Origin of the sequence: Ktedonobacter robiniae, assembly GCF_016587375.1 — a bacterium.
GTDB classification, from domain to species: domain Bacteria; phylum Chloroflexota; class Ktedonobacteria; order Ktedonobacterales; family Ktedonobacteraceae; genus Ktedonobacter; species Ktedonobacter robiniae.
Genome location: NZ_BNJG01000009.1, coordinates 1 through 14,193 on the forward strand (window position 1 = coordinate 1; position 14,193 = coordinate 14,193).

Below are 14,193 nucleotides of genomic sequence, written 5' to 3' on the forward strand. Positions count from 1 at the left end.
ATGATCTCGCGCCTCGCCGACCAGAAAGGTCTCGATTTGATCTCCCAGATTGTGCATCCACTGCTGGACCAGGGTATTCAGCTTGTGGTCATGGGGATAGGTGATCAGCACTATCATGAGCTCTTCCAGACCCTTGCCGCGCGCTATCCCAACCAGGTTGCGGTCTTCCTGACCTTCAATACTGAGACGGCGCAGCGCATCTATGCCGGTAGCGATATGTTCCTGATGCCCTCACGCTTCGAACCCTGCGGTCTGAACCAGATGATCGCCATGCGCTATGGTTGCGTCCCTATCGTCCGTAACGTTGGTGGCCTCGCCGATACCGTCCAGAACTACGATCCCGCTAGCGATACCGGCAATGGCTTCCTCTTTAACGACTACGACCCCTGGCAGCTCTTCGCCGCCATCATGCGCGCCCTGACCGTCTATCGCTTCAAAGATGTATGGCGTACGCTGCAAATTCGCGGTATGCAGGCGGACCACTCCTGGGGCGCCTCCGCCCGTCGCTACGTCGATATCTACCGCAACGCCCTCGCCTTCCACGACAGCGGCGAATAAGTTTCTCCAGGATACAACCAGGCTCATTGTCAGACACCTGCTCAGGACTTTCGCTCCGAGTAGGTGTCTCTCTCTTCCTTGATAAGGACATTTACACAATATCTACTTCTCTCTCTGGATAAGCACAGCCTTCTCACCTTGATAAATACACTCTCACAACCACTGTCTGCTATGCTCTGATGGAGATCCAGGCAATCGCTATTCCCTGGTGGGAGAATCACCAGGAGGTGACCTTGTGTGTTCCAGGTGAGATCGTTCACATTACCAGATTAGGAGAAAGTAGAATATGCAGCATGTTTTGCCAAGGATGACAAAGCGTGGGTTACGGCTCCTCGTACTTTCAGCGTTCCTGATGGTTACGTTTGCCTTCCTTCCACGCCCGGCGCACGCGGCGCAAACTTATTTCAGCGATGGTTTTGAGAGCGGGAATACAAGCAAATGGACGTTCAGTAACAGCGATCAAAATGGTCAGTCCACGGTACAGTCCCAGGTGACCCATACTGGATCATATGCCCTGGCCTTGACCAATACCTTTAACCCCGGACAGATCAGCTATGTCTATACCGCCCTCTCCAGCGCTCGCACGAGTGCCTATACCCGCTTCTATGTCCGCTACTCCACGTTTGACGGACTCTCCAGCGGCACCGAACTGGCGATTGGACGCAATAACAATGACCGGAGCGTCTGGGGCGTCGACTTCGACCGCGATATTCATGGCCTGGATGTCTACTTCTGGGATGGTCAAGGCAACCTGCATAGCTTTATAAGTCCTTCCAACATCTTTAAGGTCAATACCTGGTATTGTGTCGAGGTGTATGTCAACTCAGTAACTAGCGGACACGGAGAGGTCTGGGTCAATGGCTCCTCTATTGGTTCGGTTGATGCCGATCTCTCGAATGCCAATCCCTATGCGCGCCTGATGTTCTTCGACAAAATCGCGACCACTACCTATATTGACGATGTTGTGGTTGCCGATACCTATAATGGCCCGACTAACGCGGGGCCCGATGTCAACTTTGCTCCTAGCAGCGTTGACTTCAACGAACAGGGCGTCAATAGCACCGCCGCACGTACCGTAACCTTCTCAAATACCGGTGCTTCTGCGCTCGATATTAATAGTATCGGCGTCACTGGTACGAATGCTAGCGACTTCTCCCAAACAAACACCTGTGGCAGTTCGCTTGCCAGCAGCACTTCCTGTAATATCACGGTCAGCTTTACGCCGCCTGTAGCCGGTGATCGTAGCGCCTCTCTTGCTATTGCCACCAGTGCCAGCGTGACCCCCTATTCCATTCCTCTCAACGGTACGGGCGTGACGCAGGTATCCTACTTCCAGGATGACTTTGAGACCGGCAATTTCACCAAGTGGACATTTACTAATGCCGATAGCACAGGACAGGCAAGTGTACAGACGACGGTGGTGCATGGAGGTACGCACGCGGCGGCCTTTATCAATAGCGCCAATCAGTATAGCTACATTTATACAACCATGCCCTCAGGCCCGGTGACCCAGAGCTATACCCGCCTCTACTTCCGCATCAGTGATCTCTCTATCGGAACCGATATCGCGCTTGGTCGCAATAACAATGGCAACAATGCCTGGGAGATTGTCTATAACGCCAATACCAAGGCGCTTGATACCTTCATCTGGGGCAATGGAGGACAGGTCTATATCCTCTCCTCACCCGCCAATGGTATTCAAGCCGATACCTGGTATAGCGTTGAGATTGGCCTGAACCAGGCTACCAGCGGCCACGCAGAACTCTGGTTGAATGGCACCTCTGCCGGGTCAATCGATAACGACCTCTCGACGACAAATCCTTTCTCACGCTTGATGATCCTGAACTCTTCGACCAATCGCGTCTATGTTGACGATATCAACGTCAGCGCCAGCTACAACGGGCCCATCAACTAAACAGCTTTTCTCACCTTAAACCACTAATAGGAGATATGGAAGTGTGGCGTGGGCATTTTGCCCACGCCACACTTCCATATCTCCTATTTATAGGCGAGCCTGCGAGCCGAGACGAAAGCAATTGGAGAGCCTCAATGCTTAGGTCCTCCCATGATTGACAGGTGATACGCGTATGTCTATACTTGAGGGCAGAAGAAATGAGTATAGCATAGGTACGGGATGAGCTATCCTCCATTCCTATGCGCTGTGGGTGTTGGTCGGAGGTTTTGGACGGTGGAATGGACGAGTGTGGCACTTGAGGAGCGGGAGCAGGAGGCGCGGTGGGCACACAGGCGTACTCAACTCAAACAGCACTATGAGACTCTGTCCCTTGATGAGCAGGCAGACAATCAGCAGGAATATCTCTTCTGGCAACGGGTGGAAGCGGCGGAAACCCCCCTTGAAGTCCTGGTGCGCTGTGTGCGTGCCTGCCACTCACCCTCGCAAACGAGCAAACAGCGCCGCCTGATCGAGGTCATTATCAGGCGCACACAGTATGAGAACGAGGCCTGGGCGCGTGGCGTCCTTGCCCATCTCGCGCTCCACGAGGACGAGCGGCGCATGCTGAACGCCGATCTCTGCGCCGATCTGTATGAAGCCATTGTACGCGCCCTGCTCGACCCCGAGCGCCACTTCTGGGAAGAGCACTTCCACCACTGCCTGCGCTACGAACGCCAGCACATCTTCCGCGCCTTTATGATGCGCGAGGGACGCTGGCGCGATCGTGACGTCGAGCGTGGCTCGCGTATTCCACGCGCTGTCTTGCAAAGCCTGGAGCGCCCGGTCCTCCTTGATAACGGCGAGGAGGCGCAGATCGAAGTCGAAGATGCCCGCGCCGAACATATGTTGCGCTCGGTCGAGACCAGCGCCCTGCTTAGCCTGGTACAGATGCTGCCTCGCCACCTGCGCATGATCCTGCTGCTCCTCTTCTGGCAGGAGCAAACCGAGCGAGAGGTCGCATGCACCCTTGGCATTACTGACCGTACCGTGCGCAATCGTAAGCGCCAGGCCCTGGAACAACTACGTCTTTTGTTACAACAGGAGGAGGAGGTTCTAAAAGATGGAGCATGAACGCGAAGAAATTATGCGCATTACCGCGCGCTATGCGGAGGAAGCCCAGGAGGGCAGATCGCCCTCACTCTCTGCCTATCTCGCGCGCTACCCTCAGTATCGTGAGGAACTGCTCGACTTTATCAGCTACTACCAGGCCTTTGAGGCTCCTTTGCCCATGAATACCTCATTGGCCTCGCTCTCAGAGGTCTCGCGTGAAGCCCTTGAGCGCGCCTACACTTCCCAGGCTCAGTTACCTACCCAGGATGTTGCTGTGCGCAGCCTCTTCGAGAGCCGTCAGCAGCAGCCTGTCACACCGCGCCAACTCGCCGACGTACTTGAATTGAGCGAAGATATTGTTCAGTTACTGGAGCGACGTGCCTTGCTTCCGGGGAGCATTCCTGCTACTCTATCTCAGTGCCTAGCAGGCGTGCTTGGATATTCACCCGCGGCCATTGAAGCCTTCTTTGCCAGCCGTGAGCCGTCCAACACCTTCTCTCGCCCAGGCCTGAAGGTCGCCGAGCCGCGTGGCCCCTATGGCGAGAATCAGGAATCGCTCACATTTGCCCAGGCCGTTGCCGCTAGCGCGCATCTTTCATCAGAACGCAAAGCCGCCTGGCTTGAACGCCTATCGTAACCTAGCACTTTGAGGTCTCTTCTATGCAAAACCGGGTTGTGTATCTTGATTGCTATGATGGCATTACCGCCCCTTTGTTTCTTGGGGCGCTCTTTGATATCGGGCTTGACATTGAGGCCCTCAAAAAAGCTATGGCCGCGCTCCCGCTACCAGATCATACTATTACCTCGCAGAGACAGCAGGCCCCGGTTAGCGGGAGGAGCGCCACGCTTACCCTCACCACGTCAGAGACGCTCTCTCCCTGGAAACTGGCTGAAACTCCTGTACTGCTCCCACCTGGGGCGCTCAAAGAGCCTGTGCGCCAACCGATACTGGCTATGGTCCAGCACCTTGCTCAGGCTACCAGCAAGCTACGAAACATCCCTATTGAGGATGTCACCTTACCCGATATTACTCCTCTGCTCTGGCTTATCACCTTGGTGCTGGGGCTTGATATGCTCAACCTGGATGAAATCTATGCCTCTCCGCTTCCCATGTCCGCTGGCTCTCGCCAGGGACCGCATGGCCAGGAACCCTTGCTGCTTCCTGAAGTCCTGGAGATGCTGATTCGTGTTCAGGCTGTTTGGTATAGCACACCTGACAATAAACAAGTCTCTCTGGAAGGGGCAGCTTTCCTGTCCGAACTGGCCAGCTTTGAGCCAGTTAATATCCATGTAACACAAGCCGGCTATGGGTGTTCTTCAGAAAGGAGCGGCAATGTCGCCCGCTCATTGCGTCTCTGCCTTGGCAATCTATTTTTTGCACCCGAGAGGCTCTCTCTGCCTTCTCCTGTCCAAACCACTCTAGAGCAGTCCGAGGCCGAGACCGATTGGGTGACCGTGCTCGAAACCAATATCGATAATATGAGCGGTGAATTGCTGGGCGGCCTGCTCGATCACCTGCTAGAGCTGGGCGCACTTGATGTGAGTTACACTCCCATGCAGATGAAGAAGAATCGACCCGCTACGCTCATTCGCGTCATCGCCCCGCCCGAACTCGGTGAACAGCTTGCCATGAGCCTCCTGCGCGAGACCACTACACTTGGTGTGCGCTTCCAGCATATGCAGCGCCTCAAGGCCCGGCGCGAGCCGCGCACCATCCAGACCCGCTTTGGCCCCATGCTTGTAAAGGTCAAATACCTTGGCGAGCAGCTCATCAGCGCCTCTCCTGAATATGAGGAATGCGCCCGCGTCGCTCGTGAGCGCAACATTCCGCTTGCCGATGTCTACGAGGTTGCACGCAGTGAGGTACAAACGCTTATAATAGGTAATAGAAAAAAAGTATGAACGTAAAAGACTCCATTTTGTAATGGAACCTCAACAAGAACTAACGTAAGAAGAGGTACTTCTATGGATTTTGTTGATTGGCGCAAAGTGCCTGGTAGAGAGAAGAAGCAGGCCGAGCAGCTTCGAGGCAACAGCGGTCGTCTCGGGGGCCGCATGTATCGCGACTACATCGAAGAGATGATCCACGAAGCGCAGCAGCGAGGCGAATTTGATAACCTTCCAGGTGTGGGGAAGCCTCTCAATCTCGATGACAACCCCTATGCTGGAGACAAAAATCTGGCCTATCGCTTGCTCAAAAATAACAACGAGCTGCCGCCCGAAGTGGCCCTCGTCCAGGAGATTGAGAAGCAGCGTGAGCAACTGGCGAAAAAGCTTGACCCTATCACCAACCGCTATCGCGAACTACGGGCACGCCGTCTCTCGCCCAGCCGCCAGGAAAAACGTATCTTCAACGAAAGCCGGGCCAAGGTAGCCGCTGACTACGAGGAGGCCCTGCGCAAACTCAACAAGCGCATCCTCACCCTCAATATCAGCGTTCCCACCGCCATGCACCAGCCCCTCATCCAGGTTGAGAAACTCCTCAACGAGTTCAACACCACCTGCCCACCCTTCGACCTCTAATTAATGAGCTAGCTGGATAACGGGGCGGACGCGAAATCGCTCATATATCTTCACTTCGCGTCCGCCCCGCTTTATATTACGACCTTGTTTTACTGACACCATGCTAGATTCCTTGTAGCCGCTCTCTCAACCGCCCAAGCCCTTTTATAACCTCGCTCCGATTCTTCGCGCTCTTCATCCATGCTGGGAGCCTGCTTGCCAGCGTTCTATTTCGTATCTGGCCTTTAACGTAAGACTTGATGCGTTGCCTGGCTGTCACATACTGCTCCAAAAAACGTATATGCTCTTCATTAAACGCCCAGAGTACCTCTCCACAACAAGGCGTCTGTAGCCACAATGGCAGACCAAAATACCAGTCGTAAGCCCCGCCTCTGTGCTGCATTTTTCCTTGTCAAAGTGCTGTATAGCTACAATGAAGGCAGCTCAACTTCCTGGGACTCCAGCTACTTTGATAACTCCTGCGCACACCACTATCGGAGGTATCAGCGAGAAGCTCCTTTTTATCGTCAGGCATTCTCCTCACCTGCGCACATCTTTGACAACGTGGACACTGCACATAAATGAGCGCAACAAAATCCTCGATTACCTGCCCAAAATCAGTAAATGTAGGGATCATACTGCTTTTTACCTGTTGAAAGATCTGTTTCCCTGGTGCGATGACATATAGCTTGCCACCTCTGGAACATCCATATATGATCACTACGCCTCACGCCTCTTTCTTTTCACAAGTATTTGCCAGTATAATGGGGGCGGAAAACTGGACAGGGAGATGAGATAAAATAGCAGGAGGGAGAGTACATCCACAAGGAGGCAGATTGTGGCAAGTTCGCCGAAGAAGTACAATAGTGACTTTAAAGTGAAAGTGGCCTTAGAAGCCATCAAGGGACAGAAGACCCTCAACGAGATCTCATCTGAGTATGGAGTTCACACCACTCAAATTACGCAATGGAAAAAGCAAGTGCTTGATGAACTGCCACAGATCTTCGCACGCAACGGTCATGAGCGGGCCAAGAGCGAAGAAGCCTTAATCGCCAACTTGTATCAAGAAATCGGTCAGCTCAAAGTCGAGCTCGATTTCCTGAAAAAAAAATCTGGTCTTTCCCGTTGAGCAGAAGCGGCTCCTCATCGAGCCTGAGCATCCTCACTTGTCGATCGTTCGTCAATGTGAGCTGTTGGGGCTGGCCCGTTCAAGTTACTATTATGAGCCTGTCCCTGAGAGCGAGGAAGATCTTCTCTTGATGCGCTTGCTTGATGAACAGTATACCAGGACGCCTTTTTACGGGAAGCGCAAGATGGTCACTTTTCTTGCCGAGCAAGGATATCAGGTAGACCGCAAACGCGTCAGACGACTCATGCAACGAATGGGGCTAGAGACGATCTATCCCAAACCACGGCTGAGCCGACCTGGCGAACCAAGCGTACGTTATCCGTATCTCTTGAGAGGAGTGAGTATCACCAGCCAAGATCACGTCTGGAGTAGCGATATTACCTACATCCGCCTGGCCCGAGGGTTTGTCTACTTGGTGGCCATCATTGATTGGTTTAGCCGCTACGTCCTGGCCTGGGAGCTCTCAACGACGTTGGACACTGGTTTCTGTGTCGATACGCTTGATCGGGCTCTGGGGGCTGGGCAACCCAAGATTTTCAATACTGACCAGGGGGTTCAGTTTACCAGTCACGAGTTTACCACTCGTCTGCTTCGCTCAAACATTCGCATCAGCTGGGATGGGCGAGGGCGAGCCTTAGATAACGTGTTCGTAGAACGTTTGTGGCGCAGTGTGAAGTATGAGGAAGTTTACCTCAAAGACTACCAAACGGTTTCAGAGGCGAGGAGTGGACTGACTCACTACTTCCAGTTTTACAATCATGAGCGATATCACCAGTCGCTGGACTACAAAACACCTTTTGTGGTGTATCGCTCCAAACATTCGTCATGACTTTTCCATAATGCTGAGTTTACTCTCAAAATTGGCCCATTTCTGTCTAGACAAACGGTACCACCATACCAGAGATAATAGATGTTAATGATACAGGCAATGGGAAGAAGAATAATCTCTAGCGTATAGAAAAAGACTTATGAGGTAGGAGACCTATCTGTATGGTAGCAATATATATGCCTGAGAAGAAGAGAAGGTAAAATCCAAGAAATTGCAGGGTGAAGTTTTGCTCTTGTGGCTGGGGATGTTTACGTTGCTGTCATCGCCTCGTTCAGCTGCTAAGCAGAAAGAAAAACAACAGAAAGCCATCTGTGAAGATTCTTCATAGGTGGCTTTCTTCATAGCTACTATTAGTTCGTGTTGAGTTCTTTTCCCAGGTAAGTGCAGTGTGATTGATCGATAGCAACGACTATTTGCTTGAATAGAGCCTATTAGTGAGAAAGCTTTGTCGCAGTATACTGCGCCAGCTCCGCCGTGGTGTTGGCGCTATTCAGATCATGTTGATGGACGAACTGGTTTTGCTGGTTGCGCTCCTCTAGTGACATTTTTCTACGTCTCAATTTGATCAAGAAGAGGACTAGCAAGCCAAGAGCGGGTATAAGTAAGGCACAGATAAGCGCTGCATTCCCATTGCCAATTGGGATCATGCTGCCAACAATAGCGCCAACGAGGAGTCCCAGCAAAATAACCCCGGCTTCAATGTACTTCATATGCCCTCCAGAGCCTATTCGTAATCGCTCACATTTATTTTTCCTGTATATTTATGACAACGCATGAGGATAGCCAATAACAAATAGAACTGCTAATAGTGCTTATGCATCCTCATCGTCCTGGGTGAAGGGATCTAATTCTTGTCCCAGATAATAGAAGAAAGGAGGAAGGTGTTTCATTGGGACGAACTCTTTTTCATAGATTTTATACTCACCAACGGTACCAATTGCATAGAAGCTCTTCCCATCTTTGTTTGCTTCGACAGTATAGAAGCTCGTTCCTCCCTCATCATTATCAAGGGTGAATTGATCTTTTAACAAAAGGTCCTGGTAGCCATCTCTTCTGAGCCGCTCGAAAAACTCCTGCTTTGCTTCTGGGATCGATTCACTCACATAGTTTTCCTGGTGTGAGAGGGTGAATTGTATATACCATCCTGCATAGCAATAGATTAACTCCTCATGGGCGAAACTGGTCCAATTTTTCCAATCAATCGCGATAAAGCTCCATGTGATCGGTCCTGTGAAGCCGATTCCCTTTACACCATTACTCATTTCATATTGAACGAGGAAGATTTTTGTGAAACCTACACTCGGCCATTGAACCTCATTTTCATAGATGACGTGTGCTTCCGTTGGTCTCTCTCCAAATCCCATCGGGTGAGCTAACCAGTCAGCCATCTCATCTACTGCCCATTGCTGGTCTTTGTGTTCAGACATATTATATCTCCTGAAAAGCAAAATACTATTAAAAGTCTCAAACATTCAGTACTTTGTACATGGGTTATTTTCGACGCTTTTGATCAAGATAGAGGCAGAAAAATACTGCGCTGATAATGAAATCGAGGATGCTGCCACGTATAGGATTAGAACTTATGTATATGTTTGCGGCGAAGATGTTAATCATATTGATAAGTCCAAAGATGAGGAATAGGAAGGTCGAAAAGAGATACCATTTGGAAGATTTTGCCATAGAAATCACCTCATACGATGGGTTTGATGCAACTTTGAAAGTCAGCTTATCTCTTTAATGGTGGTGGTTGTTCGTCTTTTTTCTGATTGGCAATGGCGAGTATGAAATATAAAGCTAGAGGTATGTTTGTGGATACCAGTATGAAAATGAGGGGTGTAGCGAAGGAATGATTGGGAATGATATTGGTTGTCTGTGCAAGCATAAGTATGTTTATCAGCGCAAATGATGTAGCTAGACCTGTACCAATAACAGGTGGGCGTTTATACCACAACCAACGTTTTTCTTGACATTGGTGCGATTTTATGTCCCGATAGATGTAGATGCATGCAATAACTAAACAAATGATCATGAGAGATGTAAAAACTATAGCAAACTCTCTCGTTGGTGGGCTGATTTCAACAAGTAAAAGTGCTTGATTGAACATTGCAAGCCTCACACTAAATGTTTGTTTATTTAAACGTTTGATTGACTCAAGTATACAACACTTCCTGTGTTATGTGGATGTTAGAGGAGTCGGCAACGATGAAGCCATTGGGACACGCGTATACACCCAATATGTGTTTATATGACTTATGTTAGTAGCGACGTTTGCTCACAAAATAACTGTATTTCAAGGACGAGCTATATTGGCTTCTTCTTCGCGTATTTCCCACATCTCGCCTGACTCATCGGTTTGTGGGTTCTCGACACGCCTGCGCAGCGTCATACGCCTTCGCGCATCTTTAATGCTACCCATGTAATCTTCAGCTTCCAATTCATTCCAGAATGTACGTATCTCGCCAGTATAAGATGTGTAACTACTCTTATCACCAAGGGAATACTGGCCATTTACCCAATCCAACCAGAAATGGTAAATCTTCACTGGCGTCACTATTGTTCCGCTGCAATCTTCTATTCTCGCATCTTGATATGGTGGGAGCATTCTCCCCTCATCAACCATATCGGTTAATTCATACTGAGTAATGTCTTTTTCCGCAAGCAGATTGTGGATGAGCCGATGGCGGGCGGTTGGAACTTGTGTGTAGCACAATCGATAATATCCATATTCTAATTCAAGGCGATAAGATATTCCCATATTGGCAACAAGGATACGTCCTTGTTGCGAAGCCTGCACTTGTTGTTGGAGCATAGCCTCATCTTCAAGCCTAAATCCCTTGTCTGGATCTGTATTGAAAGGCTGTTTATATGAGCGGGTTAGCCAGCGTTTCTGATCAAACCAGGAAAATTGTATGGCGTGGGGGCGCAAACCACTGCTGGCGAGAAATTTCAAAACACGCACGAGGCTGGAAAATCGTGGGACGAGATTGGCTTTACTTGCTCTGTCATCAGTACTCACCCGCTTGCTTCTTAAAATGAATTGTGTAGATTATTACCGTCATGTAATGGGTTATAATAACTTGCAAGATAATTTATGCTGTTGCAAATATTGTATCATTTATGAAGCTCGATCATTAGCAGACGATGAAGCTTTCATTTGAGCAGGTACTGGATGGTATGCAGCCCTAGGTAGCATTGGGCAATTTTATGAATAACTGGTATGCCTACCACGCTGATCAACGGCCTGCGTTGATAGCCGATCCTCTTCCTGATTATGATATGACAAATCTCTATGCCCATCGATGGGCTGTTTTTTGTGCTACGTCTGTTGAATGGTTTGCTCACAAATATGGTGAGGCTTGTCCCTTCTGGGCGTTTGATGAGAAGTATACGCTGGCTGAACCCTGGTTCTTTCACCCTTAAGGAAGAGGTGAGGGAGTGGGATATTTCGACGACCCCTGATGAGTTTGCGCGTCGAACGATCTATTGCGGTGGCCGCGTCTTCGCTAACAAGTGGGAGCTGGATGAAGAGATTGCCAGGATAAAGTAGTTCCGCCAACGACTTGCCTGACTCAAAGATAAAGAAAGCCCTTTTATGTATGCTATAAAAGGGCATTTTGTTTAAGGGAAAATAGGTGGATATGCTCTATTTTATGAATAATTTGTAACCGTTTTTCTATTGTTTTAGAACATTTTCTGTAATATAATCATTTGTAGCATCTAGATATTGTGATATTCATATTTAACCTGTATAGCAAAAAATGAATGTAATTTGTAGTGTTAATGGGTGGTGGAATATGACTTTTGGGAGCGACGAGGAACACAAGGCTTACTATCGTGCATATAACAAAATCTGGTATCAGAAACATAAAAAGCGGATAATTGAAGGTCGTAATCGTCGTAGAAATGAGCTAAAGGTAAGGTTTAATCAGTACAAAACGACTCTTTGTTGTATTCGGTGTGGCGAAAATCATCCAGCTTGTCTTCATTTTCACCATCGCGACCCAGCAGAAAAAGATTTTGCTATGTGCGATATTATTGGCAGATCATATATATCAGCGAAGCGCCTGGAAAAAGAGATTGCGAAATGCGATGTGCTGTGTGGTAACTGTCATGCCATCCATCACTGGAATGAAAACCACGATTTTGACGATTGGCGAGAAGTTTTATCAAAGGATGAAGAGGGTAGAAAGGGGATGATTGATGCCATATAAAGACCCTGAGAAGCGTGCGCAACATTCAAGAGAGTATGGCAAACAATGGTACCAAAAACACAAAGATGAAGTTATCGCCAGACGGAAGAGGAAGCAACAAGAAATCATTAAATGGTACAGAGAGTATAAAAGTTCCCTTCAATGTATGTATTGTGGTGTCAGCCACCCTGCCGTACTTCAATTTCATCATCGAGACCAATCAAGCAAGAGCTTTAATATGGCAACGATGGCTATAAAACCAACCAGCCAGAAACGACTCGTCGAGGAAATTGCCAAGTGTGATGTGCTTTGTGTGAACTGCCATGCAAAACTGCACTGGGAGGAAAAACACGGAGAGAATGAGGTGGAATAAAGTTTATGGGCATAAAAAAAGAGCCGATGGCCGGAGTCGGCTCAGCTTGTTTGTCGGCATTTGTGTTTGCCCTCTTGGTGCTTAAAATCCAGGTTCTTTGTTTGCTGGTATTGGCAATTTCTTGTATAAATTGGTGGGTGTTGCTACAGTCGTTGCTACAGTTGCTACAGTCTTGCTGCTCTTTATTTCTTCTAAGCTCTTCCTTGTATTAGAATGTGTATTGGACCGTTTGATTGTTTGGATGCGCAACTGGTAGTAAAGCCAGAAGGTACGAGGTGGCTTAAATTGGGATACAATTACAGATATTACTTATATGTCCAGAGGGAAAACGTCTGGAAGATGCTGAGGTCTCTTGTAAAGCTAGCTGGACTGCACCCATTTTCCCGGACAGTGATCGAAGTCAACTTCGCGAAAATATTGTACACTGAGAAAGACGCGAAGGAGAAGAAACGATGCACAAGCGACAACACAGCCGAGAATTTAAATTGGATGTTGTCCGTCAGGTGAGTACCGGCCAGAAGCGCCCAGCCCAAGCCTGCCGCGAATATGGGCTGGCTGCAAGTGTGCTCTCTCGATGGCGCAAGGAGTATGAAGAGCGTGGAGAGTCGGCCTTTTTGTCCACCGAGTCAGGATCAACCAAGGAAGACTCACGGATAGCCGAATTAGAACGCTTTTGTGGGCAATTAGCGTTGGAGAATCAGGTGTTAAAAAAAGCCTTGCAGAGCAGAGGGTTGGGGAACGTCACGCCATGATTCTTCAGGCTCATCAAGATCACCCGGACCTCTCGGTGCAGCGGCTGTGCAAAATGTTCTCCGTGAGTCGCAGTTGGTACTATGAAGCGAAGCTCGACCAGGCAGATGAGAGCGAAACGCAGCTGCGCGATGACATTGAGCGCATCATTTTGGAGTTTCCCGGCTATGGGTATCGTCGTGTCACCCGTGCTCTGGCACGAGCAGGTTGGAAGGTCAATCATAAACGCGTCTTGCGGATCATGCGGGAAGAATCCTTGTTGTGTCATCTGAAAAAACGGTTTGTGGTAGCAACGACAGACTCGCGGCATCGGTTCCCGATCTATCCCAATGTGCTGGCCGATCAGGTCCTGACAGCACCTAATCAGGCGTGGGTAGCGGATCTCACCTACATCCGCCTGCGAGGAGCGTTTGTGTACCTGGCTTGTATCCTGGATGCCTTCTCACGCCGGTGCGTGGGGTGGTTCCTCTCGCGAGAGATGACGACACAGTTGACCCTGACCGCCTTGAGCCAAGCTATTGCCCAACGCCACCCTGCTCCTGGCTTGATCCATCACAGTGATCGTGGCGTCCAATATGCTAGTCATGATTATGTGGAGCAGTTACAGGCAATTGGAGCCCACATCAGTATGTCTGCCGTGGGCAATCCGTATGACAATGCCAAAGCCGAAAGTTTCTTTAAGACGTTAAAAATGGAGGAAGTGTATCTCAAAGAGTACGAATCGTTTGCCGATGCAGAAGCCAATTTAGAGGAGTTCATCGAGCAGGTATATAATACCAAGCGCCTGCATTCGAGCTTGGGATATCTTCCGCCTGCTGAGTTTGAGGCAGCCTATGCCTCTGTGGCCGGAAGTTGACT

The 14,193-nt window shown here is 49.4% G+C and carries 13 protein-coding genes and 1 pseudogene; 11 read left to right on the forward strand and 3 right to left on the reverse strand.

Translation table 11 applies throughout. The annotated features are described in order from the left end of the window. The 7 genes from JMJ04_RS45925 to JMJ04_RS45955 form a co-directional block, all read left to right on the forward strand. Nucleotides 1-558: glycogen synthase (locus JMJ04_RS45925; RefSeq protein WP_201377037.1), on the forward strand; the 558-nt coding region annotated here is incomplete at its 5' end. Between the two features lie 286 nt (nt 559-844). Continuing rightward, nucleotides 845-2,473: a choice-of-anchor D domain-containing protein gene (locus tag JMJ04_RS45930; RefSeq protein ID WP_201377038.1), complete on the forward strand. Its 1,629-nt coding sequence runs from the start codon at nt 845-847 to the stop codon at nt 2,471-2,473. A 273-nt stretch (nt 2,474-2,746) separates the two neighbouring features. Beyond that, on the forward strand, nt 2,747-3,583 hold the full coding sequence (locus tag JMJ04_RS45935; RefSeq protein ID WP_236039203.1) for an RNA polymerase sigma factor: 837 nt from the start codon (nt 2,747-2,749) through the stop codon (nt 3,581-3,583). Next, on the forward strand, nt 3,573-4,199 hold the full coding sequence (locus tag JMJ04_RS45940; protein WP_201377040.1) for a hypothetical protein: 627 nt from the start codon (nt 3,573-3,575) through the stop codon (nt 4,197-4,199). The genes JMJ04_RS45935 and JMJ04_RS45940 overlap by 11 nt, the downstream gene beginning before the upstream one ends. Nucleotides 4,200-4,222: 23 nt before the next feature. Then, entirely contained in the window at nt 4,223-5,464 is a 1,242-nt protein-coding gene (gene larC2, locus JMJ04_RS45945) for a nickel pincer cofactor biosynthesis protein LarC2 (protein WP_201377041.1), read from the forward strand. Nucleotides 5,465-5,527: 63 nt separating this feature from the next. Then, nucleotides 5,528-6,085 carry a DnaJ family domain-containing protein gene (locus JMJ04_RS45950; protein WP_201377042.1) on the forward strand — a complete coding sequence of 186 codons (558 nt, stop codon included), beginning with the start codon at nt 5,528-5,530 and terminating at the stop codon, nt 6,083-6,085. An 817-nt stretch (nt 6,086-6,902) separates the two neighbouring features. Then, nucleotides 6,903-8,022 (forward strand): IS3 family transposase gene (locus tag JMJ04_RS45955; protein WP_420799497.1). Its coding sequence is split into 2 segments (ribosomal slippage): nt 6,903-7,177 and nt 7,176-8,022, totalling 1,122 coding nucleotides; the frame shifts between segments, so codons are not numbered across the junction. A 431-nt stretch (nt 8,023-8,453) separates the two neighbouring features. Here the strand turns inward: JMJ04_RS45955 and JMJ04_RS45960 are convergent. From JMJ04_RS45960 to JMJ04_RS45970, 3 genes are all read right to left on the reverse strand, one after another. Further along, the gene (locus JMJ04_RS45960) at nt 8,454-8,732 is read right to left on the reverse strand and encodes a hypothetical protein (protein ID WP_201377043.1); all 279 of its coding nucleotides are present in this window, start codon (nt 8,730-8,732) and stop codon (nt 8,454-8,456) included. Nucleotides 8,733-8,834: 102 nt separating this feature from the next. Beyond that, nucleotides 8,835-9,449 (reverse strand): hypothetical protein, encoded by a 615-nt coding sequence (locus JMJ04_RS45965; protein WP_201377044.1) that lies wholly within the window; start codon nt 9,447-9,449, stop codon nt 8,835-8,837. A gap of 863 nt (nt 9,450-10,312) precedes the next feature. Further along, complete coding sequence (locus JMJ04_RS45970) at nt 10,313-11,038, reverse strand: hypothetical protein (RefSeq protein WP_201377045.1); 726 nt, start codon at nt 11,036-11,038, stop codon at nt 10,313-10,315. Between the two features lie 188 nt (nt 11,039-11,226). On the opposite strand from JMJ04_RS45970, the gene JMJ04_RS45975 reads away from it, so the two are divergent. From JMJ04_RS45975 to JMJ04_RS45990, 4 genes and pseudogenes are all read left to right on the forward strand, one after another. Further along, entirely contained in the window at nt 11,227-11,442 is a 216-nt protein-coding gene (locus JMJ04_RS45975; protein WP_201377046.1) for a hypothetical protein, read from the forward strand. Between the two features lie 374 nt (nt 11,443-11,816). After that, nucleotides 11,817-12,233 carry a hypothetical protein gene (locus JMJ04_RS45980; RefSeq protein WP_201377047.1) on the forward strand — a complete coding sequence of 139 codons (417 nt, stop codon included), beginning with the start codon at nt 11,817-11,819 and terminating at the stop codon, nt 12,231-12,233. Further along, entirely contained in the window at nt 12,223-12,585 is a 363-nt protein-coding gene (locus JMJ04_RS45985; RefSeq protein WP_201377048.1) for a hypothetical protein, read from the forward strand. Before JMJ04_RS45980 ends, JMJ04_RS45985 begins: the two co-directional genes overlap by 11 nt. A gap of 452 nt (nt 12,586-13,037) precedes the next feature. Then, nucleotides 13,038-14,191: pseudogene (locus JMJ04_RS45990) on the forward strand (IS3 family transposase). The last annotated feature ends 2 nt before the right edge of the window (nt 14,192-14,193 follow it).

Excerpts from the sequence above, each read along its gene's own strand:
- JMJ04_RS45965 (WP_201377044.1), bottom strand. The coding sequence starts at position 9,449 with ATGTCTGAACACAAAGACCAGCAATGGGCAGTAGATGAGATGGCTGAC.
- JMJ04_RS45980 (WP_201377047.1), top strand. The coding sequence starts at position 11,817 with ATGACTTTTGGGAGCGACGAGGAACACAAGGCTTACTATCGTGCATAT.
- JMJ04_RS45950 (WP_201377042.1), top strand. The coding sequence starts at position 5,528 with ATGGATTTTGTTGATTGGCGCAAAGTGCCTGGTAGAGAGAAGAAGCAG.
- JMJ04_RS45960 (WP_201377043.1), bottom strand. The coding sequence starts at position 8,732 with ATGAAGTACATTGAAGCCGGGGTTATTTTGCTGGGACTCCTCGTTGGC.
- JMJ04_RS45985 (WP_201377048.1), top strand. The coding sequence starts at position 12,223 with ATGCCATATAAAGACCCTGAGAAGCGTGCGCAACATTCAAGAGAGTAT.
- larC2 (WP_201377041.1), top strand. The coding sequence starts at position 4,223 with ATGCAAAACCGGGTTGTGTATCTTGATTGCTATGATGGCATTACCGCC.
- JMJ04_RS45940 (WP_201377040.1), top strand. The coding sequence starts at position 3,573 with ATGGAGCATGAACGCGAAGAAATTATGCGCATTACCGCGCGCTATGCG.
- JMJ04_RS45930 (WP_201377038.1), top strand. The coding sequence starts at position 845 with ATGCAGCATGTTTTGCCAAGGATGACAAAGCGTGGGTTACGGCTCCTC.
- JMJ04_RS45975 (WP_201377046.1), top strand. The coding sequence starts at position 11,227 with ATGAATAACTGGTATGCCTACCACGCTGATCAACGGCCTGCGTTGATA.